Source organism: Pseudomonas sp. 57B-090624 (assembly GCF_003234055.1).
GTDB lineage: Bacteria > Pseudomonadota > Gammaproteobacteria > Pseudomonadales > Pseudomonadaceae > Metapseudomonas > Metapseudomonas tohonis.
The window spans coordinates 11,827-32,960 of the sequence record NZ_QKRU01000013.1 but is presented as its reverse complement, the minus strand read 5'-3'; the positions used below and the strand labels follow the sequence as shown (position 1 = coordinate 32,960).

General features: G+C 68.4%; 18 protein-coding genes. 4 read left to right on the top strand and 14 right to left on the bottom strand.

What is annotated here, in order from left to right:
• The first annotated feature begins 14 nt into the window (after positions 1 to 14).
• The gene (dxs, locus tag DMX10_RS08500; RefSeq protein ID WP_111260695.1) at positions 15 to 1,919 is read left to right on the top strand and encodes a 1-deoxy-D-xylulose-5-phosphate synthase; all 1,905 of its coding nucleotides are present in this window, start codon (positions 15 to 17) and stop codon (positions 1,917 to 1,919) included.
• 328 nt (positions 1,920 to 2,247) lie between these two features.
• Positions 2,248 to 4,218: a TonB-dependent siderophore receptor gene (locus tag DMX10_RS08495; protein WP_111260694.1), complete on the top strand. Its 1,971-nt coding sequence runs from the start codon at positions 2,248 to 2,250 to the stop codon at positions 4,216 to 4,218.
• Here the strand turns inward: DMX10_RS08495 and DMX10_RS08490 are convergent, their stop codons facing one another.
• From DMX10_RS08490 to urtA, 9 genes are all read right to left on the bottom strand, one after another.
• Positions 4,219 to 5,262 (bottom strand): AAA family ATPase, encoded by a 1,044-nt coding sequence (locus DMX10_RS08490; protein ID WP_111260693.1) that lies wholly within the window; start codon positions 5,260 to 5,262, stop codon positions 4,219 to 4,221.
• Between the two features lie 63 nt (positions 5,263 to 5,325).
• The gene (locus DMX10_RS08485) at positions 5,326 to 6,369 is read right to left on the bottom strand and encodes an aliphatic amidase (RefSeq protein WP_111260692.1); all 1,044 of its coding nucleotides are present in this window, start codon (positions 6,367 to 6,369) and stop codon (positions 5,326 to 5,328) included.
• 16 nt (positions 6,370 to 6,385) lie between these two features.
• The gene (locus tag DMX10_RS08480; RefSeq protein ID WP_111260691.1) at positions 6,386 to 6,733 is read right to left on the bottom strand and encodes a zinc ribbon domain-containing protein; all 348 of its coding nucleotides are present in this window, start codon (positions 6,731 to 6,733) and stop codon (positions 6,386 to 6,388) included.
• 84 nt (positions 6,734 to 6,817) lie between these two features.
• A complete protein-coding gene (gene fmdA / locus DMX10_RS08475) occupies positions 6,818 to 8,047 on the bottom strand; it encodes a formamidase (RefSeq protein ID WP_111260690.1) in 1,230 nt (409 codons plus the stop codon).
• A 203-nt stretch (positions 8,048 to 8,250) separates the two neighbouring features.
• Positions 8,251 to 8,940 carry an urea ABC transporter ATP-binding subunit UrtE gene (gene urtE / locus DMX10_RS08470; protein ID WP_021219670.1) on the bottom strand — a complete coding sequence of 230 codons (690 nt, stop codon included), beginning with the start codon at positions 8,938 to 8,940 and terminating at the stop codon, positions 8,251 to 8,253.
• Positions 8,941 to 8,970: 30 nt separating this feature from the next.
• Entirely contained in the window at positions 8,971 to 9,729 is a 759-nt protein-coding gene (gene urtD / locus DMX10_RS08465) for an urea ABC transporter ATP-binding protein UrtD (RefSeq protein WP_021219669.1), read from the bottom strand.
• A complete protein-coding gene (gene urtC / locus DMX10_RS08460) occupies positions 9,726 to 10,904 on the bottom strand; it encodes an urea ABC transporter permease subunit UrtC (RefSeq protein WP_111260689.1) in 1,179 nt (392 codons plus the stop codon). Before urtC ends, urtD begins: the two co-directional genes overlap by 4 nt.
• A 10-nt stretch (positions 10,905 to 10,914) precedes the next feature.
• Complete coding sequence (gene urtB, locus DMX10_RS08455) at positions 10,915 to 11,832, bottom strand: urea ABC transporter permease subunit UrtB (protein ID WP_111260688.1); 918 nt, start codon at positions 11,830 to 11,832, stop codon at positions 10,915 to 10,917.
• A gap of 175 nt (positions 11,833 to 12,007) precedes the next feature.
• Positions 12,008 to 13,240 carry an urea ABC transporter substrate-binding protein gene (gene urtA, locus DMX10_RS08450; RefSeq protein WP_021219666.1) on the bottom strand — a complete coding sequence of 411 codons (1,233 nt, stop codon included), beginning with the start codon at positions 13,238 to 13,240 and terminating at the stop codon, positions 12,008 to 12,010.
• A gap of 315 nt (positions 13,241 to 13,555) precedes the next feature.
• On the opposite strand from urtA, the gene DMX10_RS08445 reads away from it, so the two are divergent.
• Both DMX10_RS08445 and DMX10_RS08440 read left to right on the top strand, forming a co-directional pair.
• Positions 13,556 to 16,987, top strand: coding sequence for an ATP-binding protein (locus DMX10_RS08445; protein ID WP_111260687.1), 3,432 nt, complete (start codon positions 13,556 to 13,558; stop codon positions 16,985 to 16,987).
• The gene (locus tag DMX10_RS08440; protein WP_111260686.1) at positions 16,968 to 17,627 is read left to right on the top strand and encodes a response regulator; all 660 of its coding nucleotides are present in this window, start codon (positions 16,968 to 16,970) and stop codon (positions 17,625 to 17,627) included. The genes DMX10_RS08445 and DMX10_RS08440 overlap by 20 nt, the downstream gene beginning before the upstream one ends.
• A gap of 110 nt (positions 17,628 to 17,737) precedes the next feature.
• Here DMX10_RS08440 and DMX10_RS08435 read toward each other — a convergent pair whose 3' ends face one another.
• From DMX10_RS08435 to DMX10_RS08415, 5 genes are all read right to left on the bottom strand, one after another.
• Positions 17,738 to 18,535, bottom strand: a complete 798-nt coding sequence (locus tag DMX10_RS08435) for a helical backbone metal receptor (RefSeq protein ID WP_111260685.1) — start codon at positions 18,533 to 18,535, stop codon at positions 17,738 to 17,740.
• A complete protein-coding gene (locus DMX10_RS08430) occupies positions 18,535 to 18,954 on the bottom strand; it encodes an MFS transporter (protein WP_111260684.1) in 420 nt (139 codons plus the stop codon). Before DMX10_RS08430 ends, DMX10_RS08435 begins: the two co-directional genes overlap by 1 nt.
• Positions 18,951 to 19,565, bottom strand: a complete 615-nt coding sequence (gene ribA, locus DMX10_RS08425; RefSeq protein ID WP_111260683.1) for a GTP cyclohydrolase II — start codon at positions 19,563 to 19,565, stop codon at positions 18,951 to 18,953. The genes DMX10_RS08430 and ribA overlap by 4 nt, the downstream gene beginning before the upstream one ends.
• Before the next feature lie 130 nt (positions 19,566 to 19,695).
• Entirely contained in the window at positions 19,696 to 20,346 is a 651-nt protein-coding gene (locus tag DMX10_RS08420; protein ID WP_111260682.1) for a TIGR02281 family clan AA aspartic protease, read from the bottom strand.
• Positions 20,333 to 21,106 carry an ABC transporter substrate-binding protein gene (locus DMX10_RS08415; protein WP_178082931.1) on the bottom strand — a complete coding sequence of 258 codons (774 nt, stop codon included), beginning with the start codon at positions 21,104 to 21,106 and terminating at the stop codon, positions 20,333 to 20,335. Before DMX10_RS08415 ends, DMX10_RS08420 begins: the two co-directional genes overlap by 14 nt.
• Positions 21,107 to 21,134 lie beyond the last annotated feature (28 nt).

The window sequence follows — 21,134 nt, the reverse complement described above, 5'->3', positions numbered from 1 at the left end:
TAACGACTAGCCTGATGCCCACGACGTTCCACGAGATTCCCCGCGAGCGCCCGCTCACGCCCCTGCTCGACCGCGCGGTGACGCCGGACGAGCTGCGCCGGCTGGGCGAAGCCGAGCTGGAAACCCTGGCCGACGAACTGCGCCAGTACCTGCTCTATACCGTCGGCCAGACCGGCGGGCATTTCGGCGCCGGTCTGGGCGTGGTCGAGCTGACCATCGCCCTGCACTACGTCTTCGATACGCCCGACGACCGGCTGGTCTGGGACGTGGGCCACCAGGCCTACCCCCACAAGATCCTCACCGGTCGCCGCGAGCAGATGGGCACCCTGCGCCAGAAGGACGGCGTCGCCGCCTTCCCGCGTCGCAGCGAGAGCGAGTACGACACCTTCGGCGTCGGCCACTCCAGCACCTCCATCAGCGCCGCGCTGGGCATGGCCATCGCCGCCCGCATGCAGGGCTCGGGGCGCAAGTCCATCGCCGTGATCGGCGACGGCGCACTGACCGCCGGCATGGCCTTCGAGGCGCTGAACCACGCCTCCGACGTGCAGGCCGACATGCTGGTGATCCTCAACGACAACGACATGTCGATCTCGCGCAACGTCGGCGGCCTGTCCAACTACCTGGCCAAGATCCTCTCCAGCCGCACCTACGCGAGCATGCGCGAAGGCAGCAAGAAGGTGCTCTCGCGCCTGCCCGGCGCCTGGGAGATCGCCCGCCGCACCGAGGAATACGCCAAGGGCATGCTGGTTCCCGGCACCCTGTTCGAGGAACTCGGCTGGAACTACATCGGCCCCATCGACGGCCACGACCTGCCCACCCTGGTCGCCACCCTGCGCAACATGCGCGACCTCAAGGGCCCGCAGTTCCTCCACGTGGTGACCAAGAAGGGCAAGGGCTTCGCCCCGGCCGAGGCCGACCCCATCGGCTACCACGCCATCACCAAGCTGGAGCCGATCAACGCGCCGGCCGCACCGAAGAAGGCCTCCGGGCCCAAGTACTCCAACGTCTTCGGCCAGTGGCTGTGCGACATGGCGTCCCAGGACCCGCGCCTGGTGGGCATCACCCCGGCGATGAAGGAAGGCTCGGACCTGGTGGCCTTCGCCGAGCGCTTCCCCGATCGCTACTTCGACGTCGCCATCGCCGAGCAGCACGCCGTGACCCTGGCGGCCGGCATGGCCTGCGACGGCGCCAAGCCGGTGGTGGCGATCTACTCCACCTTCCTCCAGCGCGGCTATGACCAGCTGATCCACGATGTCGCGGTGCAGAACCTCGACGTGCTGTTCGCCATCGACCGCGCCGGCCTGGTGGGCGAGGACGGCCCGACCCACGCGGGCAGCTTCGACCTCTCCTACCTGCGCTGCATCCCCGGCATGCTGGTGATGACCCCGAGCGACGAGAACGAGCTGCGCCTGCTGCTGACCACCGGGCACCACTTCCCGGGCCCGGCGGCGGTGCGCTACCCGCGCGGCAGCGGCCCCAACGCCAGCATCGACAAGGAGCTGGTGCCGGTGGAGATCGGCAAGGCCGTGGTTCGCCGCCAGGGCTCCGGTGTCGCCATCCTCGCCTTCGGCGTGCAACTGGCCGAGGCCCTGCAGGTCGGCGAGACGCTGGACGCCACCGTGGTCGACATGCGCTTCGTCAAGCCGCTGGACGAGGCCCTGGTGCGCGAACTGGCCGGCAGCCACCAATTGCTGGTGACGGTCGAGGAAAACAGCGTGATGGGTGGCGCCGGCGCCGCCGTCAGCGAGTTCCTCGCCCGCGAGAACCTCCTGCTGCCCGTGCTGCACCTGGGCCTGCCGGACTACTACGTCGAGCACGCCAAGCCGGCGCAGATGCTCGCCGAGTGCGGCCTGGACGCCAGCGGCATCGAAGCCTCGATCCGCGAACGCCTGGCCTTGCTGGCGCGTTCCGCCAGCTAGACTGCCTTAACTGATCGCCGCGCCACCGGGCGCGGCGCTTGTTTGCCCGAGACACCCGGGCCCGGTCCCAGGCCGCCGCAGAGCGACCAGCCGAGCCCACCACGGGGAGCCCGCGACAGGCGGTGCCGGCTCCCGGCCCCAGGTGCAGGATGTCGTCGAGCGGCCCGAGAGTCGTCGACGCGGTGCGGGGGCGCGTGGCAACGGTGTCTCGTCGTACGACGTGTGTTGCGGAGGGGCTGCACCGTCAAGCACAGGCGATCACCGGTCGCGCAGTCGTTCTTGTCCCGCCCTTCTCGAAAGCCATGGACCTTTTGAGGAGACATCGATCATGCGTTCCCGTCTGGCCCTGGCCATCGCCATGGCCCCCTGCCTCGCGGCAGCCGAAGAAATCCCCCTGGACAGCCTCGACGCGCTGAAGAGCCCCTATGTGGTGGCCACGTCGGGCAACGCGCTGGAGCCCCGTTCCCAGGCCACCGCCGCCACCAGCATCTTCACCCGCAAGGACATCTCCCGGCTGAAGGTCAAGAGCGTGCCGGACCTGCTCACCCGTGTACCCGGCATGTCGGTCGCCCAGCAGGGCGGCCGTGGTAGCCGCACCAGCCTCTACCTGCGCGGCACCAACGCCAACCAGACGCTGGTGCTGATCGACGGCGTGCGCATCGGCTCGCTCTCCGATGGCCTGTCACGCCTCGAATACCTGAACCTGGAGCAGGTTGAACGCGTGGAGGTCACCCGCGGCGCCCGTTCCAGCCTCTACGGGTCGGATGCCATGGGCGGCGTCATCCAGGTGTTCACCCGCCGTGGCGAGGGCGCCGGCCTGGAGCCGCGCTTCGACTTCAGCCTCGGCGACAGCGACGAGAACGAGCACAGCCTGGGCCTCTCCGGCGGCGACGAGCGGACCCGCTTCGACCTGGGCGCCAGCCTGCTGGAGCTGCACAGCGACCGCACCGACGACATCGATGGCGCCAACACCGACGACGACACCTACCGCAACCGGGGCTTCAACCTGAGCCTGGAACACCGCCTCACCGAACAGTGGCGTGCCGGCCTCAACCTGCTGGACCAGCGCGGCAAGAGCGACCTCGACGAGAACGCTCTCTGGTACCCCGGCCAGCCCACCGACGAGTTCACCCTCAACAGCACCTCGGCGTTCCTGGAGGCGAACCTCGACCCGCGCTGGACCAGCCGCCTGCAACTGGGCCACGCGGAGAACAGGAGCCAGTTGGACACGGTGCGCAACTTCTTCACCACCCATCAGGAATTCGCCACCTATCGCGACTCGGTGGAATGGCAGAACACCTTGCGCCTGGACGAGCACCAGCAGGTGCTGCTGGGCGCCGAGTGGTACGAGGAGCGCCTGACCGCCAATCGCACGCTCAACGAGATGGAGCGCCGCAACCAGGCCTGGTTTGCCCAGCACCGCTATCGCGCCGCGCCCTTCGGCACCGAGCTGGGCCTGCGCCACGACAGCAGCGACCAGTACGGCAGCGAGGACAGCCTCAACGCCGCCCTGGACTTCGACCTGCCGATGTCCACCCAGCTGGTGCTGAGCTACGCCGAGGGCTTCCGCGTGCCCAACATGGTCGAGCTCTACCTGCCAGCGCCCTTCCAGCCCAACGGCAACCCGGACCTCGACCCCGAGCACTCGAAGACCTGGGAAGCCCAGTTGCGCGGTTCACACTACGACACCGACTGGAGCTTCGGCGTCTACCGCACCGACATCGAGGACCTCATCTCCCCGGTCCTGGACTTCAACCCCTTCTTCGTCAACGAGATGCGCAACGTCGGCAAGGCCCGCATCAACGGCATGGACCTCAGCGCATCCCGCGACTTCATGGGCTGGAACACCCACCTCAACCTGGGCCTGGTGGACCCGCGCGACCGCGACACCGGTCATACCCTGCCCGGCCGCTCCCGGCGCACCCTGGTGCTGGATGTGGACAAGAAATTCGGGGACTACAACTTCGGCTTCAGCTGGACGGGGGTTTCCAGCCGCTACGTGGACGCCGAGAACACCGAGAAGACCCCCGGCTACGGACGCATCGATATCCGTGCCGGCTGGAGCTTCCTCAAGGGCCTGAAGGTGGAGACCCGGGTCGAGAACATCGGCAACCGCCAGATCACCGAGCAGCGCTACGTCTCCAGTTCCAACCCCTCGTCGTCCTACCCCTTCGGCGATGGCACGCCAACCAGCAGCAACACGGTGAACGTCGTCGACCCGACCATCGAGCAGTACGGCGGCTACCAGGACGAAGGCCGCAAGGTGGTGATGACCCTCAAGTGGTCGCCGCAGTTCTAGTCAGGCCGCCTCGCCCGCGCTCACCCGCAGGCCGCCCTGCCGGCACGCCGCCACCAGGCGGGTCGCGCCGGGGGACGCCAGCAGGCACTCGGCCAGGGCCGGCTCCAGCAGCACCCGCACGCGCCGCCCCAGGTCACGGGCGCCGTAGCGCGGGTCATGGCCGAGGCAGAGCAGTTTGCGTGCGTCCTCTTGCAGCACCAGCGTGCGCCCCTGGCGGGCCAGGCGCTGGTTGAGGCGCGCCAGTTCGATGTCGAGCAAGGCCTCCAGGTGGTCCTCGCCGATGCGCTCGAAGCAGACGACGCGGTCCAGCCGGTTGAGGAACTCCGGGTCGAAGTGACGCTGCAAGGCCGCCTCCAGCACCCGCGCCTCGTTGCGGGGGGAAACCCCGAACAGGCGCCGCCAGCCCTGTGAATAACGCTCGCGGAACTGCCAGGCCTCCTGGGCGCCGATATTGCTGGTGAGGAAGATCAGGCTGTTGCGGAAGTCGATGCGCCGGCTGCCGGCGCTCAGGGTCAGCTGGCCGTGCTCCAGCACCCCGAGCAGGCTGCGCACCACTTCCCTGCCGGCTTTCTCCAGCTCGTCGAAGAGCACGATGCCGGGGCGGCCGAAGCTGCCCTGGATGGCCTCGGCGTCGAACAGCGTGGCGCCCTCCTTGCTGCCCACGTAGCCCGGCGGCGCCCCGGTGAGCGCGGCGGCGTAGTGTTCCTGGGCCAGGGTCTGCATGTCGATGCGGCAGAAGGCGTCGGCACGGCCATGGATGGCCAGCGCCAGCAGGCGCACCAGCTCGGTCTTGCCGACGCCGGTGGGGCCCATGAACAGGTTCACCGCCAGGGGCCGCTCGCGGTCGCCGATGTCCGCCTTGACCACCTTGAGCAGGGCCTCCACCGCCTCCAGCGCGGCGTCCTGGCCGACGATGCGGGTGCGCAGCAGCGCCATGACGGTGTCGGGCTCGAAGAGAAAGCGCGACTGCACGCGCGCCGCCGGCACCTCGCCGCGCCCCAGGTGCTCGCGGTTGTGCTCGATCAGGTCGTTGACGAAGGGCATCCCGGCTCCTCGGTTCAGGGAATCACGGGCGGCGGGCCGCCCCGTTCACGGAGCGCCGTCGCGCTAGCCCGCGACCTGTTCGCGCCCACCATGGGGCAGCTCGCCCACCGGGCAGTCGGCCACGCCGATGGTGCTGCGGGTGAGCGCTTCCACATCGTCGCGGGCCTTCTGTGCATCCAGCACCCAGGTGCGGTAGAACTCGAAGGGGCAATCGGCCACGCCACGGTCGCCATCGCCGGAGTTGTAGACCCCGGTGTAGCCCCGGTGCAGCAGCTTGAACAGGTGGTTCTGCGACTGGTCGTTGGCCCGCGCGTCGCGGATCTGCGAGACCGACAGCTGGGCGTACTGGATGCCCATCTCCTCCTCGCCGCATTCGCCGAGGGTGCGGCCGTCGAAACCGATGATCGCCGAGTGGCCGAAGTAGCTGTAGACGCCATCGAAGCCGGCGGCGTTGGCCACCGCCACGTAGCAGTTGTTGGCCCAGGCCATGGTCTTGGCCATCAGCACCTGCTGTTCCTTGGCCGGGTACATGTAGCCCTGGCAGCGCACGATCAGCTCGGCGCCCTTCATCGCGCAATCGCGCCAGATCTCGGGGTAGTTGCCGTCGTCGCAGATGATCAGGCTGATCTTCAGGCCCTTGGGCCCTTCGCTGACGTAGGTGCGGTCACCCGGGTACCAGCCCTCGATGGGGCACCAGGGGATGCACTTGCGGTACTTCTGCACGATCTCGCCACGGTCGTCGATCAGCACCAGGGTGTTGTAGGGCGCCTTGTGCGGGTGCTCCTCGTGGCGCTCGCCGGTGAGGGAGAAGATGCCCCAGGTCCCGGCCTCGCGGCAGGCGGCGGAGAAGATCGCCGTCTCCTCGCCGGGGATGCTGGCGGCGGTGGCCATCATCTCGTCGTGGTCGTACATGATCCCCATGGTGCTGTACTCGGGAAACACCACCAGGTCCATGCCGGGCAGGCCGAGCTTCATGCCCTTGATCATCTCGGCGATGCGCCGGGCGTTGTCGAGCACCTCGGCCTTGCTGTGCAGGCGCGGCATCTTGTAGTTGACGACGGCGACGCCGACGGTATCCGGGCTGCTGGAAATATCACCGTGACGCATGGGGTTCTCCTTCCGTTCAGTGGCTGATCATCCAGGGCCGCGCGCCGGGCTTGGTCTTCAACGCGTGGGGGTTGGCCAGGGTCGGCGCCAGGGGCTTGTTCGGCGTGCAGCAACCGCAGCCTTTCGGGTGCTTGCGGTTCTCGCGGTACTCCTCGACCGTCTGCGGCGCGTTGGCGCTGCGCTCGTTGGCGGCGATGGCGCGGCGCTGGCTGCCGGCCAGGGTGGCCAGGCCGGGTGCGGAGAGGATCACCCTCGGCGCCGGCTCGTCGCACACCGGGCAGGCGCAGGGGGCCTCGCGCTCGGCCATGGGCCGCAGGGCGGTGAAGTCGCCGCAGGTGGCGCAGTCGTATTCGTAGATGGGCATGCTCGGGTCCTCGTCTTCGTTCGATGTCCGCCGTCCCGGCGGGAGGTACGCCGTCCAGAGCAACCTCCCGCCGGGGCGGTGAACTCACTTGTCCGGCGCGATGGGCAGGTCGACGCTGCCGTCGAGGAAGCGGGTCGGGCCGGAGGCGTTGGGGTTGATGTCGAAGTCGAAGATTTCCGTCGGCAGCCAGAGCGTGGCGCAGGCGTTGGGGATGTCCACCACCCCGCTGATATGCCCCTGCACCGGTGCCGAGCCGAGCAGTGCATAACCCTGGGCCGGCGAGTAGCCGAACTTGGTCAGGTAGTTGATGGCGTTGAGGCAGGCCTGCTTGTAGGCGATGTTGACGTCCAGGTAGTGCTGCTTGCCGGACTCGTCCACCGAGATGCCTTCGAAGATCAGGTAGTTCTTGTAGGTGGGCACGATGGGGCTGGGCTTGAACACCGGGTTCTTGATGCCGTACTTGGCCATGCCGCCCTTGATCAGCTCGACCTTCATGTGCACCCAGCCGGCCATCTCGATGGCGCCGCAGAAGGTGATCTCGCCGTCGCCCTGGCTGAAGTGCAGGTCGCCCACCGAGAGGCCGGCGCCGTCGACGTAGACCGGGAAGAAGATCTTCGAGCCACGGGACAGGTCCTTGATGTCGCAGTTGCCGCCATGCTCGCGCGGCGGCACGGTGCGCGCGCCGGTCATGGCCGCCTTGTCGCGGGCCTCGCCGCGCAGCTTGCCCATGTGCGCGGTGGGCGCCATCGGCGGGTTGGCCAGGGGCGGCACGCGGGTCGGGTTGGTGTCGATCAGCGCCTGCTCGCGGCTGTTCCAGTCGGCGAGCATCTTGTGGTCCGGCAGGCAGCCGATCAGCCCGGGGTGGATCAGCCCGGCGAACTGCACGCCGGGGATGTGCCGGGAGCTGGTGAACAGGCCGTGGAAGTCCCAGATGGCCTTCTGCGCCATGGGGAAGTGGTCGGTGAGGAAGCCGCCGCCGTTCTGCCGCGAGAAGAAGCCGTTGAAGCCCCACAGCGAATCCGGCTTGGCGCCGATGTCCAGCAGGTCCACCACCAGCAGGTCGCCCGGCTCGGCGCCTTTCACCCCCACCGGGCCGGAGAGGTAGTGCACGGTGGAGAGGTCGACGTCGCGCACGTCCGAGGCGTCGTCGTCGTTCTTGATCGCGCCGGCGGTCCAGTCGTAGGTCTCGAGGATGAAGTCGTCGCCCGGGTTGACCCAGCAGGCCATGGGGATGTCGGGATGCCAGCGGTTGTGGATCTGTTCGTTCTCGGTGGCGGCCTGGTTGAGGTCGACCTTGATCAGCGTTTCGGTCATGTCAGTGCTCCTTGGGACCCTGCGTTGGACGGGCGGTCTGGGCCGCGCTGGGAGCTAGTCTTGGCCGCCTGGCCGGGATCGGGAATACGTCGAATTACGTAGGTGGGAAGCGGCCGGGCAGGCGCGCGAAAGCCGTCGCCCGTGCGCGGGCACGGGGACGGGGACGGCGTGGCGGGGATTGCGGGCCGCAGCCCGGCTGCGGACTACACCGACAGGTAGCGGCTGATGGTGGCCTCGTCGACCCGGTCGCGGGTTTCCTCGATGACGAAGCGGCCCTTCTCGATCACCAGGAAGCGGTCGGCGATCTCCAGGGTGAAGGACAGCACCTGCTCGGAGACGACGATGGTCAGGTCGCGCAGGGTGCGGATCTCCTTCAGGCTGCGGGCGATGTCCTTGATGATCGACGGCTGGATGCCCTCGGTGGGTTCGTCCAGCAGCAGCACCTTGGGGTTGGTGGCCAGGGCGCGGGCGATGGCCAGCTGTTGCTGCTGGCCGCCGGAGAGGTTGCCGCCCTTGCGCGAGCGCATGTCGTGGAGCACCGGGAACAGCGCGTAGAGGTCGTCCGGAACCTGGCCGTTGGCCGAGGCCGGCAGGCCGGTCTGGATGTTCTCCAGCACCGTCATGTGGGAGAAGATCATCCGCCCCTGGGGCACGTAGGCGATGCCGCGCTCAACGCGCTGGTGGGTCTCCAGGGCGGAGATATCCCGGCCGTCGACGCGCACCTCGCCGCCCCATTGCGGGAGGATGCCCATCAGGCTCTTGAACAGGGTGGTCTTGCCCATGCCGTTGCGCCCCATGACGGCGACGATCTCCTGCCTGGCCACGTCCAGGTCGAGGTCGTGGAGGATCTGGCTCTGGCCGTAGCCCGAGGTGAGCTTGCTGATCTGGAACATGCTGGACTCCATTGATGGCTGGCCCGGGGCTCAATGCCCCAGGTACACCTCGATCACCTTCGGGTTGCTCTGCACCGCCTCCATGCTGCCTTCGGCCAGGACCTTGCCCTGGTGCAGCACGGTGACCTTGTGGGCGATGCTCTTGACGAACTCCATGTCGTGCTCGATGACCAGCACCGAGCGCCCCTGGCTGATGCGCTTGAGCAGCTCGGCGGTCTGCGCGCGCTCGCTGACGCTCATGCCCGCCACCGGCTCGTCGAGCATCAGCAGCTCCGGGTCCTGCATCAGCAGCATGCCGATCTCCAGCCACTGCTTCTGGCCGTGGGAGAGCAGGTCGGCCTGGCGGTGCAGGTGTTCGCTGAGGAAGATTTCCCCGGCCACCGCCTCGACCCGGGCGATGACCTCGGCACTGCGCTTGAAGAACAGCGCGCCGAGCACCTTGCGCCCGGCCGGGTAGGACATCTCCAGGTTCTCGAACACCGTGAGGTTCTCGTAGATGGAGGGGTTCTGGAACTTGCGCCCGACGCCGGCACGGACGATGTCGTACTCGCGCATGCGGGTCAGCTCGCGGCCGTCGAACTGGATGCTGCCGGCGGTGGCGCGGGTCTTGCCGCAGATCAGGTCGAGCACAGTGGTCTTGCCGGCGCCGTTGGGGCCGATCACCACCCGCACCTCGTTGCGGTCCAGGTAGAGGTTGAGGTCGTTGACCGCCTTGAAGCCGTCGAAGGACACCGTCAGGCCCTCGATGGCCAGCACCGGTTTCGGGCTTTCGAATCCGCTCGGGCTCATGGTGTGCGCTCCAGTTCACGGGGGGTGCTCGGGGCCGGGCTCGGGCTCGCGGCGGGCGTCGCCACAGGTGCGGCGGGTGCCTTGGCGCGCGTGGCCAGCAGGCGCTCCAGGCGCGGGCGGCCGTGGCTCTGCCAGAGCCCGGCGAGGCCGTTGGGGAAGTACATGACCACGGCGATGAACAGGCCGCCCATCAGGTACAGCCACAGCTCGGGGAAGCTCTCGGAGAAGTAGGTCTTGCCGTAGTTCACCAGCAGCGCGCCGTACACCGCGCCGAGCAGCGACATGCGCCCGCCGACGGCGGCGAAGATGACCATCTCGATGGACGGCACGATGCCGACGAAGCTCGGCGACATGAAGCCCACCTGCAGGGCGAACATGGCCCCGCCTATGGCCGAGAAGCCGGCGGCCACGCAGAACACGAAGATCTTGAAGCTGGCCACGTCGTAGCCGGAGAAGCGCACCCGTTCCTCCTTGTCGCGCATGGCCATGAGCAGGCGGCCGAGCTTGGAGGCGAGGATGAACTTGCCGATGACGATGCAGCCCAGCAGCAGGAAGGCGCTGACGAAGTAGAGGATGAGCTTGGCGCCATCGGTGCGGATGTCCCAGCCCATCAGGGTCTTCAGGTCGGTGATGCCGTTGACCCCGCCCGTGAGCCCCTGCTGGCCGATGATCAGCACCGTGAGGATCATGGCGATGGCCTGGGTGACGATGGAGAAGTACACATCGCCCACCCGCCGCTTGAACATCGCCAGGCCGATCACCGCCGCCAGCAGCATGGGCACCGCCAGCACCGCGACGAGGGTGAAGCCGAAGCTGTGGAAAGGCTGCCAGAGCAGCGGCAGCTCGGTGATCTGGTTCCAGTCCATGAAGTCCGGGATGCCGGGGGTGGACTGGATCCTGGTGCTCTCCGGGTCGGAGGCCTCCAGCTTGAGGAACATCGCCATGCAGTAGCCGCCGAGGCCGAAGAACACCCCCTGGCCGAGGCTGAGGATGCCGCCGTAGCCCCAGCACAGCACCAGGCCGACGGCGACGAAGGCGTAGGTCAGGTACTTGCCGACCATGTTCAGGCGGAAGGCATCCAGCGCCAGCGGGAACACCACGAGGATCAGCACGGCGAGGATCAGCAGGCCGATGGTGCCCTGCCGCCCGCCGAGGAGTTTGTCGATTGCGTTCATCTGCCGCCCCTCATTTACGGACTTTGATGGAGAAGAGCCCCTGGGGGCGCAGCATCAGGATCAGGATCACCGCCGACAGGGTCAGCACCTTGGCCATCGAGCCGCTCATGAAGAACTCCGAGATGGATTGCGTCTGGGCGATGGTGAAGGCCGAGGCGATGGTGCCGAACAGGCTCTGCGCGCCGCCGAAGACCACCACCAGGAAGGTGTCGACGATGTACAGCGAACCCGCCGTCGGGCCGGTGGAGCCGATGGTGGTGAAGGCCGCGCCGGCCACCCCGGCCACGCCGCAGCCGAGGGCGAAGGTCATGCGGTCGACCCGCTTGGTGTTGATGCCCACCGCGCGGCTCATCACCCGGTTGAGCATGGTGGCGCGCACCTGCAGGCCCCAGCGCGAGCGGTAGAGCATGAGGAAGAGGGTGGCGGTGAGCAGCACCGTGAGCCCCATGACGAACAGGCCGTTGCGCGGGATGTCGATGCTCTCGGTGGGGTTGAACGAGCCCATCAGCCACTCCGGCAGGGTGGCGCTGACCTCGCGCGCGCCGAAGATCGAGCGGAACGCCTGCTGCATCACCAGGGACAGGCCCCAGGTGGCCAGCAGGGTGTCCAGCGGGCGCTGGTAGAGCTTGCTGATCATCGCCCACTCCACCAGCCAGCCGATGGCCCCGGCGATGAAGAACGACAGCACGATGGCGAAGAAGAAGTAGTAGGGCTGCATCGCCGGCGCGTAGTGGGTGGTCAGCGCGGACAGCAGGTAGGTGGTGTAGGCACCGATGGTGAGGAACTCGCCGTGGGCCATGTTGATCACGCCCATCTGGCCGAAGATGATCGCCAGCCCCAGGGCCATCAGCAGCAGGACGCAGAACACCGACAGCCCGTTGAAGCCCTGCATGGCCGCAATGGCGCCGAACTCAGATAGCCATTCCATAAGGTTCTCCGGAAGCGGGCGACAGCCTCGCCGCCCGCCGGGGTTTGGATTCAGGGTGGAACGGGGGTCGGAAAAATCCCGACCCCACTTCAGGCTTCAAGCTTCAAGCTGCTTCTCGCTTCTCGCTTCTCGCTTGCCTCTTGCAGCTTGAAACTTGCCGCTTGCCGCTCCCCACTCACTGATACCCCTTGGGGAAGGGATTGGGTTCGATCAGGCCGGACTCGTAGACCACCTTGAACTGGCCGTCGGCCTGGACCTCGCCGATGCGGGTCTTGCTCCACAGGTGATGGTTGTCGTGGACCTTCACGTAGCCTTCCGGCGCGGTGGTCAGCTCGATGCCCGGGGAGGCGGCGACCACCTTGTCGACGTCGAAGCTGCCGGCCTTCTCCACGGCGGCCTTCCACAGCCACGGGCCGAGGTAGGCGGCCTGGGTCACGTCGCCGATCACCGCGTCCTTGCCGTACTTGGCCTTGAAGGCTTCGACGAAGGCCTTGTTGTTGGGGTTGTCCAGGCTCTGGAAGTACTTCATGGAGGCGTAGAAGCCGGCCATGTTCTCGCCGCCGATGCCGAGCAGTTCATCCTCGGTCACCGAGAGGGTCAGCAGGGTCTGCTTGGCGGCGGTCACGCCGGCGGCCTTCATCTGCTTGTAGAAGGCGACGTTGGAGCCGCCGACCACGGCGGCGAAGACCACGTCGGGCTTCTTCAGCTTGACCTTGTTGATCAGCGAGCCGAACTGGGTGTTGCCCAGCGGGTAGTACTCCTCGCCCACCACCTTGCCGCCGAGCACGTTCTCGATGTGCTTGCGGGCGATCTTCATCGAGGTGCGCGGCCAGATGTAGTCGGAGCCGATCAGGTAGAAGGTCTTGGCGCCCTTCTCCTTGGCCACCCAGTCCAGGCCGGCGAGGATCTGCTGGGTCGCCTCCTGGCCGGTGTAGATGACGTTCTTCGACTGCTCCAGGCCCTCGTAGAAGGTCGGGTAGTAGAGCAGGCCGTTCTCCTTCTCGAACACCGGCAGCACGGCCTTGCGCGAGGCCGATGTCCAGCAGCCGAAGACGGTGGCGACCTTGTCGTTCACCAGGAGCTTCTTGGCCTTCTCGGCGAAGGTCGGCCAGTCGGAGGCGCCGTCTTCCTGGATGATCTTGATCTGCCGGCCGAGGATGCCGCCTGAGGCGTTGATCTGCTCGATGGCCAGGCGCTCGGCCTGGATCGAGCCGGTCTCGGAGATGGCCATGGTGCCGGTGGCCGAGTGCAGCTGGCCCACGGTCACTTCGGTGTCGGTCACCGCCAGGCCGGTGGTGTTGGCGTCGGCGGCCACCGCCAGCTGGCCGAATACCGCTGCGGCCATCAGCGACAGCGCGGCGGCGCCCAGCGCCAGCCGGCGCGGAAGAAAGCGTTTCGCACCCGTCATCAAGCTTGAATCCATGGTCCTGCTCCTCTGTGGTTGGCGTGGTCGGCTCGCCTTGCGGGTACCGGCCTCGGTTCGGGGCAAGGATGCGTTCGGCCAGGGGGCGGGGGTATACGCACATTGACGTAGCGGCATACGTCATCTGACGTAGTGGCCGCTGCGCCAGCTTGGGGCATGCTGCGCTCGCAGACAGGCGCAAGGACGTGCGCGCGATGACGCAGCCAACCCGGGAGGGCCGTGCCAGAGCGGTGCGCACCCGGCTCGGGGGCGGGGCATGGAAGTTGCTGCACACGCCCACCGCCGCCCAGGAGCGCCGCCGTGCAACAGACCGGTACGCAACGCATCGCCAAGATCCGCCGCGACTACAACAGCTGGGTCGCCGACGAGACGCTGGAGGACTACGCGCTGCGCTATACGCCGCGCTCGTTCCGCAAATGGTCGGAGCTGCGCATCGCCAACACCGCCCTCGGCGCCGTGTCCTTCCTCGCCCTGGAAGCCATAGGCGGTGCCCTGGCCATCAGCTACGGCTTCACCAACACCCTGTGGGCGGTGCTGGCGGTGAGCCTGGTGATCTTCCTCACCGGCCTGCCCATCAGCTACTACGCCGCGCGCTACGGCGTGGACATGGACCTGCTCACCCGTGGCGCCGGCTTCGGCTACATCGGCTCCACCATCACCTCGCTGATCTACGCCAGCTTCACCTTCCTGTTCTTCGCCCTGGAGGCGGCGATCATGGCGCTGGCCCTGGAGCTGTACTTCGGCATCCCGCTGGCGCTGGCCTACGTCATCTGCTCGGTGATCATCATTCCCCTGGTGGCCTTCGGCATCACCCTGATCAACCGCCTGCAGATGTGGACGCAGCCGGTGTGGCTGGTGCTGCTGTTGCTGCCCTACGCCTTCGTCATCGCCAGGAATCCCGGGGCGCTCGGCGACCTGGCCAGCTTCGCCGGGCGCGAGGGCGAGGCCGGCACCTTCAACCCGCTGCACTTCGGCGCCGCCTGCACCGTGGCCCTGGCGCTGGTGACGCAGATCGGCGAGCAGGTGGACTACCTGCGCTTCCTGCCGCAGAAGACCCGTGCCAACCGCAAGCGCTGGTGGGCGGCGATGCTCCTGGCCGGCCCCGGCTGGATCATCCCCGGCGCGCTGAAGATGCTCGGCGGCGCCTTCCTCGCCTTCCTCGCCCTGCAGCACGAGATCCCCCTGGAACGGGCCGCCGAGCCGACGCAGATGTACCTGGTGGCCTTCAACTACGTGTTCGCCTCGCCGCAATGGGCGCTCGGCGCCATGGTGCTGTTCGTCATCGTCAGCCAGGTGAAGATCAACGTCACCAACGCCTACGCCGGCTCCCTGGCCTGGTCGAACTTCTTCGCCCGCATCACCCACAGCCACCCCGGCCGCGTGGTCTGGCTGGTGTTCAACGTGGCCATCGCGCTGATGCTGATGGAGCTGGGCGTGTTCGAGGCCATCGAGCAGGTGCTGGGGCTCTACGCCAACATCGCCATCGCCTGGATCGGCGCCCTGGTGGCGGACCTGGTGATCAACAAGCCGCTGGGCCTGTCGCCGCGGCACATCGAGTTCAAGCGCGCGCACCTCTACGACATCAACCCGGTGGGCGTCGGCGCCATGCTGATCGCCTCGCTGCTCTCGGTGCTGGCCCATGCCGGGCTGCTCGGCAGCCTCGCCCAGGCGGCCTCGCCCATGGTGGCGCTGGTCTCGGCGATGGCGGTGGCGCCGCTGCTGGCCTGGTTCACCGGCGGGCGCTACTACATTGCCCGGGAGAGCGACCCCGAGCTGCTCCACCCGCTGCGCGGGAAGGTCGCCTGCACCCTGTGCAGCAACGATTTCGAGCGCGAGGACACCGCCTTCTGCCCGGCCTACGGCGCGCCCATCTGCTCCCTGTGCTGCTCGCTGGACGCCCGCTGCGGCGATGCCTGCAAGCCCCGGGCGCGGCTCTCGGAGCAGTTCGACGACCTGGTGCGCTGGCTGCTGCCCAACGCCTCGGTGCCGCGCCTGCACACGCGCCTGGCCCATTACCTGGGGGTGCTGGCGGTGATCGTGATCCTGCTGTTCTGTGCCCTGGCGCTGATCTACAGCCAGGTGTCCCAGGGCCTTGAACACGCCCCGGCGGACGCCGCGCAGACGCTCTACCAGGCCTTCCTCAAGGCCTTCCTGACCCTCTCGCTGTTCGCCGCGATACTCGCCTGGTGGGTGGTGCTGACCCGCGAGAGCCGCCACGTGGCGCTGGAGGAGTCGAACCGCCAGACCACCCTGCTGATGCAGGAGATCGAGGCCCACCGCAAGACCGACGAGGCGCTGCAGAAGGCCAAGGAAGCCTCGGAGGCGGCCAACGCGGCGAAGAGCCGCTACGTCACCGGGCTGTCCCACGAGCTGCGCACGCCGCTCAACAGCATCCTCGGCTACACCCAGATCCTGCAGCGCGACGGCCTCACCCCCGAGCCGCACAAGGAGGCCCTGGCGACCATCTTCCGCAGCGGCTCGCACCTGCTGTCGCTGATCGACGGGCTGCTGGACGTGGCCAAGATCGAGGCCGGCAAGCTGCAACTGGAGCCCAGCGAGATCCCCTTCCCCGAATTCCTCCAGCAGTTGCAGCACATGTTCAGCCCCCAGGCCGAGGAGAAGGGCCTGGCCTTCCGCTACGAGCCCAGCGGGCGCCTGCCGGTGGTGGTGCGCGGCGACGAGAAGCGCATCCGCCAGATCCTCATCAACCTGCTGGGCAACGCCGTGCGCTTCACCGAGAGCGGCGAGGTGCGGCTGCGGGTCAGCTACCTGCGCGAGACCGCCACCTTCGAGATCATCGACACCGGCATCGGCATCGCGCCGGACCAGATCGAGCGCATCTTCCAGCCCTTCGAGCGGGGCGACCCGCTGCGCCAGGACAACGGCGTCGGGCTCGGCCTGACCATCACCCGCATGCTCATCGCGCTGATGGGCGGCGACATCCGCGTGCACAGCCGGCCGGGCCAGGGCACCTCGTTCCAGGTGCGCCTGTTCCTGTCCGAGGTGCGCGTGCCGCAGGCGGTGGTGCACGTCGAGCACGACATCATCGGCTACCAGGGCGCGCGCCGCCGCGTGCTGCTGGTGGACGACCATATCGAGCACCGCCGCGTGCTGGCCGGCATGCTGGGGCCGCTGGGCTTCGAGATCGTCCAGGCCGCCGACGGCCAGGAGGCGGTGCGCCAGGTGGCCCTGCTGCACCCGGACCTGATCCTCATGGACCTGTCGATGCCGCACATGGACGGCTGGGAGACCAGCCGCCTGATCCGCCGCAACGTGCAGTCACGGGCCCCGATCATCGTCATTTCCGCCAACGCCTTCGCCGACGACCGCGAGCGCAGCGTGGCGGCCGGCTGCAACGACTACCTGGCCAAGCCGGTGCACACCCCGGCCCTGCTGGAGAAGATCAAGGAGCACCTGGGCCTGGAATGGCTCAAGCGCCCGCCCGTGGCCCCCTGCACCGAAGCGGACGGCGCGCGGCCCTCGCCCGCCGCCCTGGAGGCACTGCGCGAGCTGAGCGAGATGGGCTACGTCAAGGGCATCCTCGAGCGCCTGGACGCCATCGAGCGCGAGGAACCCGGGTGCGCCGCCTTCCTCGCCGGCATGCGCCAGCGCGCGCGGCGCTTCCAGCTCAACGAGTTCAATGCGCTGCTGAAAGCGGCCGGCAGCCCCACCCCCCGCGTCGACCTGGCGCACGAACAGACAGGAGGAGCCCATGCACAGCCCGAGCCGTGACGACGCCGTGGTGCTGATCGTCGACGACACCCCGGACAACCTCGCCCTGCTCAGCGATGCCCTCGACGCCGCCGGCTACAGGGTGCTGGTGGCGCTGGACGGCGCCAGCGCCCTGGAGCGCGCCCGGCGCAGCCAGCCGGACGTGATCCTGCTGGACGCGATGATGCCGGGCATGGACGGCTTCGAGACCTGCCGGCAGCTCAAGGCCAGCGGCGAGACGGCGGACATCCCGGTGCTGTTCATGACCGCGCTGACCGAGAGCGAGCATGTGGTGGAGGGCTTCGCCGCCGGCGGCATCGACTACGTGACCAAGCCGATCAAGCCCGACGAGGTGCTCGCCCGCGTCGCCGCCCACCTGCGCACCGCCCGCGCCCTGCAGGCCGTGCGCAACGCACCGGCGCCACGCCCGGCGCTGGACGACGAGCAGACCCAGGAGGCGCTGGCCTCGCGCTTCCAGCTCACCGGCCGGGAAATGGAGGTGCTGCACTGGGTGGCCTGCGGCAAGACCAACCGCGACATCGGCGACATCCTCGGCCTCAGCCCGCGCACGGTGAACAAGCACCTGGAGCACGTCTACGTGAAGCTGGGCGTCGAAACCCGCACCGCTGCGGCGGCGGTGGCCATGTCCGCCAGCCGCTGACACCTTCCGTAGGATGGCGTAGAGCGCAGCGAAACCCATCGATCAAGGCTCGGCGCCAGGAATGGATGGAGGAAAAAGGTCACCCCCTCCGCCAGTCCGATCTCGGCGGCTCAGTGGGCGCTGGCAAGGCGCTCGCAGAGCTTGCGCGTGGCGTCGAGCATCTGGAAGCTGGGGCGCTCCAGGCCGCGGTCGGGCACCGGCCACACCTGGCCGGCGGCGACGGCGGGGAGCTGCGGCCAGGCCTGCCAGGCGGCGGCCTGGGCCGGTTCGCTGACGAGGATGACCCGTGGCTGGCGCTGCAGGATGGACTCGATGCTGACCTGGGGCGCCGGCAGGCGCTGGTCGGCGAAGACGTTCTCGGCGCCGCAGACGCGCAGGGCGTCGCTGACGATCTGCCGCCCGCCGAGGGTGTACAGCGGCTTGTCCCACACCTGGTAGAACACCGCCAGCGGCACCTCGCGGTGGTATTTCCCGCGCAGCTCCGCCAGCCCCGCAGCGAAGCGCTGGCTCAGGGCACGGCCCTGTTCGGCGCGCCCCACGCGCTGGCCGACTTCGGCAAAGACCCCGGCCAGGTCATCCAGTTGCCGGGGCTCCACCCGCAACTGCTCGATGGGAGTAAGCCTGAGCTGCTCACGCCCGGCGGCGCCGACGCTGTCGGGCCACAGCAGCACCAGATCGGGTTTCAGCGCCAGCAGGCTTTCGATCTCCAGCTGGCCGTAGCGGCCGACGCTGGGCAGGTCGGCCAGAGCGGCCGGGCGCTCGCCGCCATCGAGCACGCCCACCAGCAGGTCGCCGGCGTCGAGTTCGAGCATGATTTCGGTCAGGGAGGGGGCGAGGCTGACGACGCGCAGCTGCGCCGTCGCCGGCAAGGCCAGGCACAGCAGCACAGCGCCGAGCAGGCCGCGCATCAGCCCAGCTGGCGGGGTATGCGGTAGAGGCTGAAGATCACCACGCTGCCAAGGGCCAGCAGCACCAGGGCCACGGCGTTGAGGCCGGCGAACACGGCCACCGCACCGATCCAGGCCGGCAGGCCGGCGCCGAGGAAGGCGACGCGACGGGCGCGGGCCAGGGCGATCCAGGCGGCGGGCTCTTCCTCGCTGTCGAGGGCTTCCTCGGTGGCGATCAGGGCGCGCTTGTAGCCGCGAAACAGCGGCAGGCTGATGAACATGGAGATCAGCGCCGCCAGGAACAGCGGCATCTCCAGGGCGGGGAACACCGGCTCGCCGGGGCCGAACAACAGGTTGAGCACGAACAGCGGGGCCAGGGCGATGGCGAGGTAGGCCCACCATTCCAGGCCCAGCTTGCGGCGCACCTGGTTGCGGGTCATAGCTCGACTTCACCCTGGTGCAGGCTGCCGAGCATGTGGCCGAGCTTGCCGGCCTTGGTCGCCAGGTACTTCCTGTTGTGCGGGTTGAGGCCGGTCTGCAGCGGCACGCGTTCGGCGACGCGGATGCCGAAGCCTTCGAGGGCCTTCACCTTGCGCGGGTTGTTGGTCATCAGCTTGATGCCGGAGATGCCCAGGTGGTCGAGCATCGGCAGGCAGATGGCGTAGTCGCGCTGGTCGGCACCGAAGCCCAGGCGCTCGTTGGCCTCGACCGTGTCGGCACCGCCGTCCTGCAGTTCGTAGGCGCGGATCTTGTTCAAGAGGCCGATGCCACGGCCTTCCTGACGCAGGTAGAGCAGCACGCCACGGCCTTCCTCGGCGATGGCGCGCAGGGCGGCCTCGAGCTGGAAGCCGCAGTCGCAGCGCAGGCTGAACAGGGCGTCGCCGGTCAGGCATTCGGAATGCAGGCGACCGAGCACCGGGGCGCCATCGGCGAATTCGCCCATGGTCAGGGCGACGTGTTCCTTGCCGCTGGCCTGGTCGAGGAAGCCGTGCATGGTGAACAGGCCGAAGGGCGTGGGCAGTTGGGAGGCGGCGACGAAGACGACGGACACCACGGATCTCCTGGGATTTCGAAAGGCCGGCATTGTATCAGCAGCATTAACCGGCCGGTCAGACTGAATAGTTGGGGATAAGGATCGAAACGCTAGGACCATCGCGCCCGCGAGGCCCGCCGAACCTCGCCTAGATCTTCGATTCCAGCAGCAGCACGCCCTGGTCCTCGCGCCAGCGCACGCGGTTGAGGAAGCTCATGCCCAGCAGTACGTCGACGGGCGCGTCGCCCTCGACCACGGCGCCTTCGACGCCGAGCACTTCCAGCGGCCCGACCTTGACCCGGTCGAAGACCACCCGCCAGGCACGCACGGTGCCGGAGGCGGTGCTGGCGGTCATGGGCTTGCCGGTGACGCGGTAGTCGAGGCCGAGGATGCGCGCCTGGTTCTCGCTCATGGCGACGGTGGAGGCACCGGTGTCGACCATGAACTGCACCGGGTGGCCGTCGATGGCGCCGGCCACCATGAAGTGGCCGTTGTTGCCACGGGCGATGCTCATCTGGGTCTTCTGCGGGGCGCTGGCGCCGGCCTGGTTGTACTCGCGGGACAGTTCGTAGGTGCGCTCGATGCCGCCCACGCGCAACACGGCGCCCCGGCTGCTGGCACTGACCACCTCGACGCCGCCGGGGCCGGTCTGGCCGACCTTCACCAGCTTGCGCTGGCCGTCGACGCTGATCACCGCAGCGTTGGGGAAGAGGCCGACCACCTGCACCTGGGGTTCGGCGTGGAGGGCGCCGCAGTACGCCAGCAGCAGGCCGGCGCCGAGCAGATCAAGGCGACGCATGGGTGTTCTCCGGTTCCGGGTCGAAGGGATAGGGCTGGCCCCAGTGGGCGAATACGGCTCGCAGCTCGCCGCTGCGCACCAGGCGCGCCATGCGCTCGTCGAACAGCGCGGCGAACTCGCGCCCCCGGGCCGTGTCGCCGAAGCCGACATAGAGCTTGAGCTGGGTCAGGAAGGTGACGCGGTACTTCTCGGGGGTCGGGCTCTGGCGCAGCACATCGTCGACCTCGGTGCGCGCGTCGATGTAGTAGTCGGCGTGATCGAGGTCGAGCATGGACAGGATACCGCCCCGGCGCTCGATTTCCTTGAAGTGGGTCAGGTTCGGCAGATAGCGCTCGTATCCGTAGCCACGCACCCACACCAGGCGGTACTGCCCGAGCCCGGCCAGGGTCGGCACCGGCGAGCCGCGCAGGGCCAGGGCGCTGATGCGGTCGGCGTCGTAGTTCCAGCGGGGGTAGACGGCCCAGGGCACCTCGCCACGGTAGGAGCCGACCCAGGCGTCCGCCTCGCCGCGCTTCACCAGGCCGATGGAGCGGGTGTAGGGCACGGAGCGGATGCGCAGGCGCACGCCGACCGGCTCGAAGACCTTGCGCAGGACGTCCCAGCCGAGGCCGGTGCCGTCGGCCTCGGTGTGCGCGGCCCAGACTTCCGAGGCGATCACCACTTCCGCCGTGCCCGCCCCGGGCGTGTCGCCCGGCACGTCCGTGGCCAGCGCCCAGGGCGCCACCATCATCGCCAGCAGACCGATCAACCAGCCGCGCATCTTCACTCCCGCTCCGCTCCCGAAACGT

Coding starts and splice junctions, on each gene's coding strand:
- DMX10_RS08435 (WP_111260685.1), bottom strand. CDS start 18,535: ATGCGCGGCCTGCTCGGCGCTGTGCTGCTGTGCCTGGCCTTGCCGGCG.
- DMX10_RS08485 (WP_111260692.1), bottom strand. CDS start 6,369: ATGCGTCACGGTGATATTTCCAGCAGCCCGGATACCGTCGGCGTCGCC.
- urtE (WP_021219670.1), bottom strand. CDS start 8,940: ATGTTCCAGATCAGCAAGCTCACCTCGGGCTACGGCCAGAGCCAGATC.
- urtA (WP_021219666.1), bottom strand. CDS start 13,240: ATGACGGGTGCGAAACGCTTTCTTCCGCGCCGGCTGGCGCTGGGCGCC.
- DMX10_RS08480 (WP_111260691.1), bottom strand. CDS start 6,733: ATGCCCATCTACGAATACGACTGCGCCACCTGCGGCGACTTCACCGCC.
- urtC (WP_111260689.1), bottom strand. CDS start 10,904: ATGAACGCAATCGACAAACTCCTCGGCGGGCGGCAGGGCACCATCGGC.
- urtB (WP_111260688.1), bottom strand. CDS start 11,832: ATGGAATGGCTATCTGAGTTCGGCGCCATTGCGGCCATGCAGGGCTTC.
- urtD (WP_021219669.1), bottom strand. CDS start 9,729: ATGAGCCCGAGCGGATTCGAAAGCCCGAAACCGGTGCTGGCCATCGAG.
- dxs (WP_111260695.1), top strand. CDS start 15: ATGCCCACGACGTTCCACGAGATTCCCCGCGAGCGCCCGCTCACGCCC.
- DMX10_RS08440 (WP_111260686.1), top strand. CDS start 16,968: ATGCACAGCCCGAGCCGTGACGACGCCGTGGTGCTGATCGTCGACGAC.
- DMX10_RS08490 (WP_111260693.1), bottom strand. CDS start 5,262: ATGCCCTTCGTCAACGACCTGATCGAGCACAACCGCGAGCACCTGGGG.
- DMX10_RS08495 (WP_111260694.1), top strand. CDS start 2,248: ATGCGTTCCCGTCTGGCCCTGGCCATCGCCATGGCCCCCTGCCTCGCG.
- DMX10_RS08420 (WP_111260682.1), bottom strand. CDS start 20,346: ATGCGTCGCCTTGATCTGCTCGGCGCCGGCCTGCTGCTGGCGTACTGC.
- DMX10_RS08415 (WP_178082931.1), bottom strand. CDS start 21,106: ATGCGCGGCTGGTTGATCGGTCTGCTGGCGATGATGGTGGCGCCCTGG.
- DMX10_RS08430 (WP_111260684.1), bottom strand. CDS start 18,954: ATGACCCGCAACCAGGTGCGCCGCAAGCTGGGCCTGGAATGGTGGGCC.
- fmdA (WP_111260690.1), bottom strand. CDS start 8,047: ATGACCGAAACGCTGATCAAGGTCGACCTCAACCAGGCCGCCACCGAG.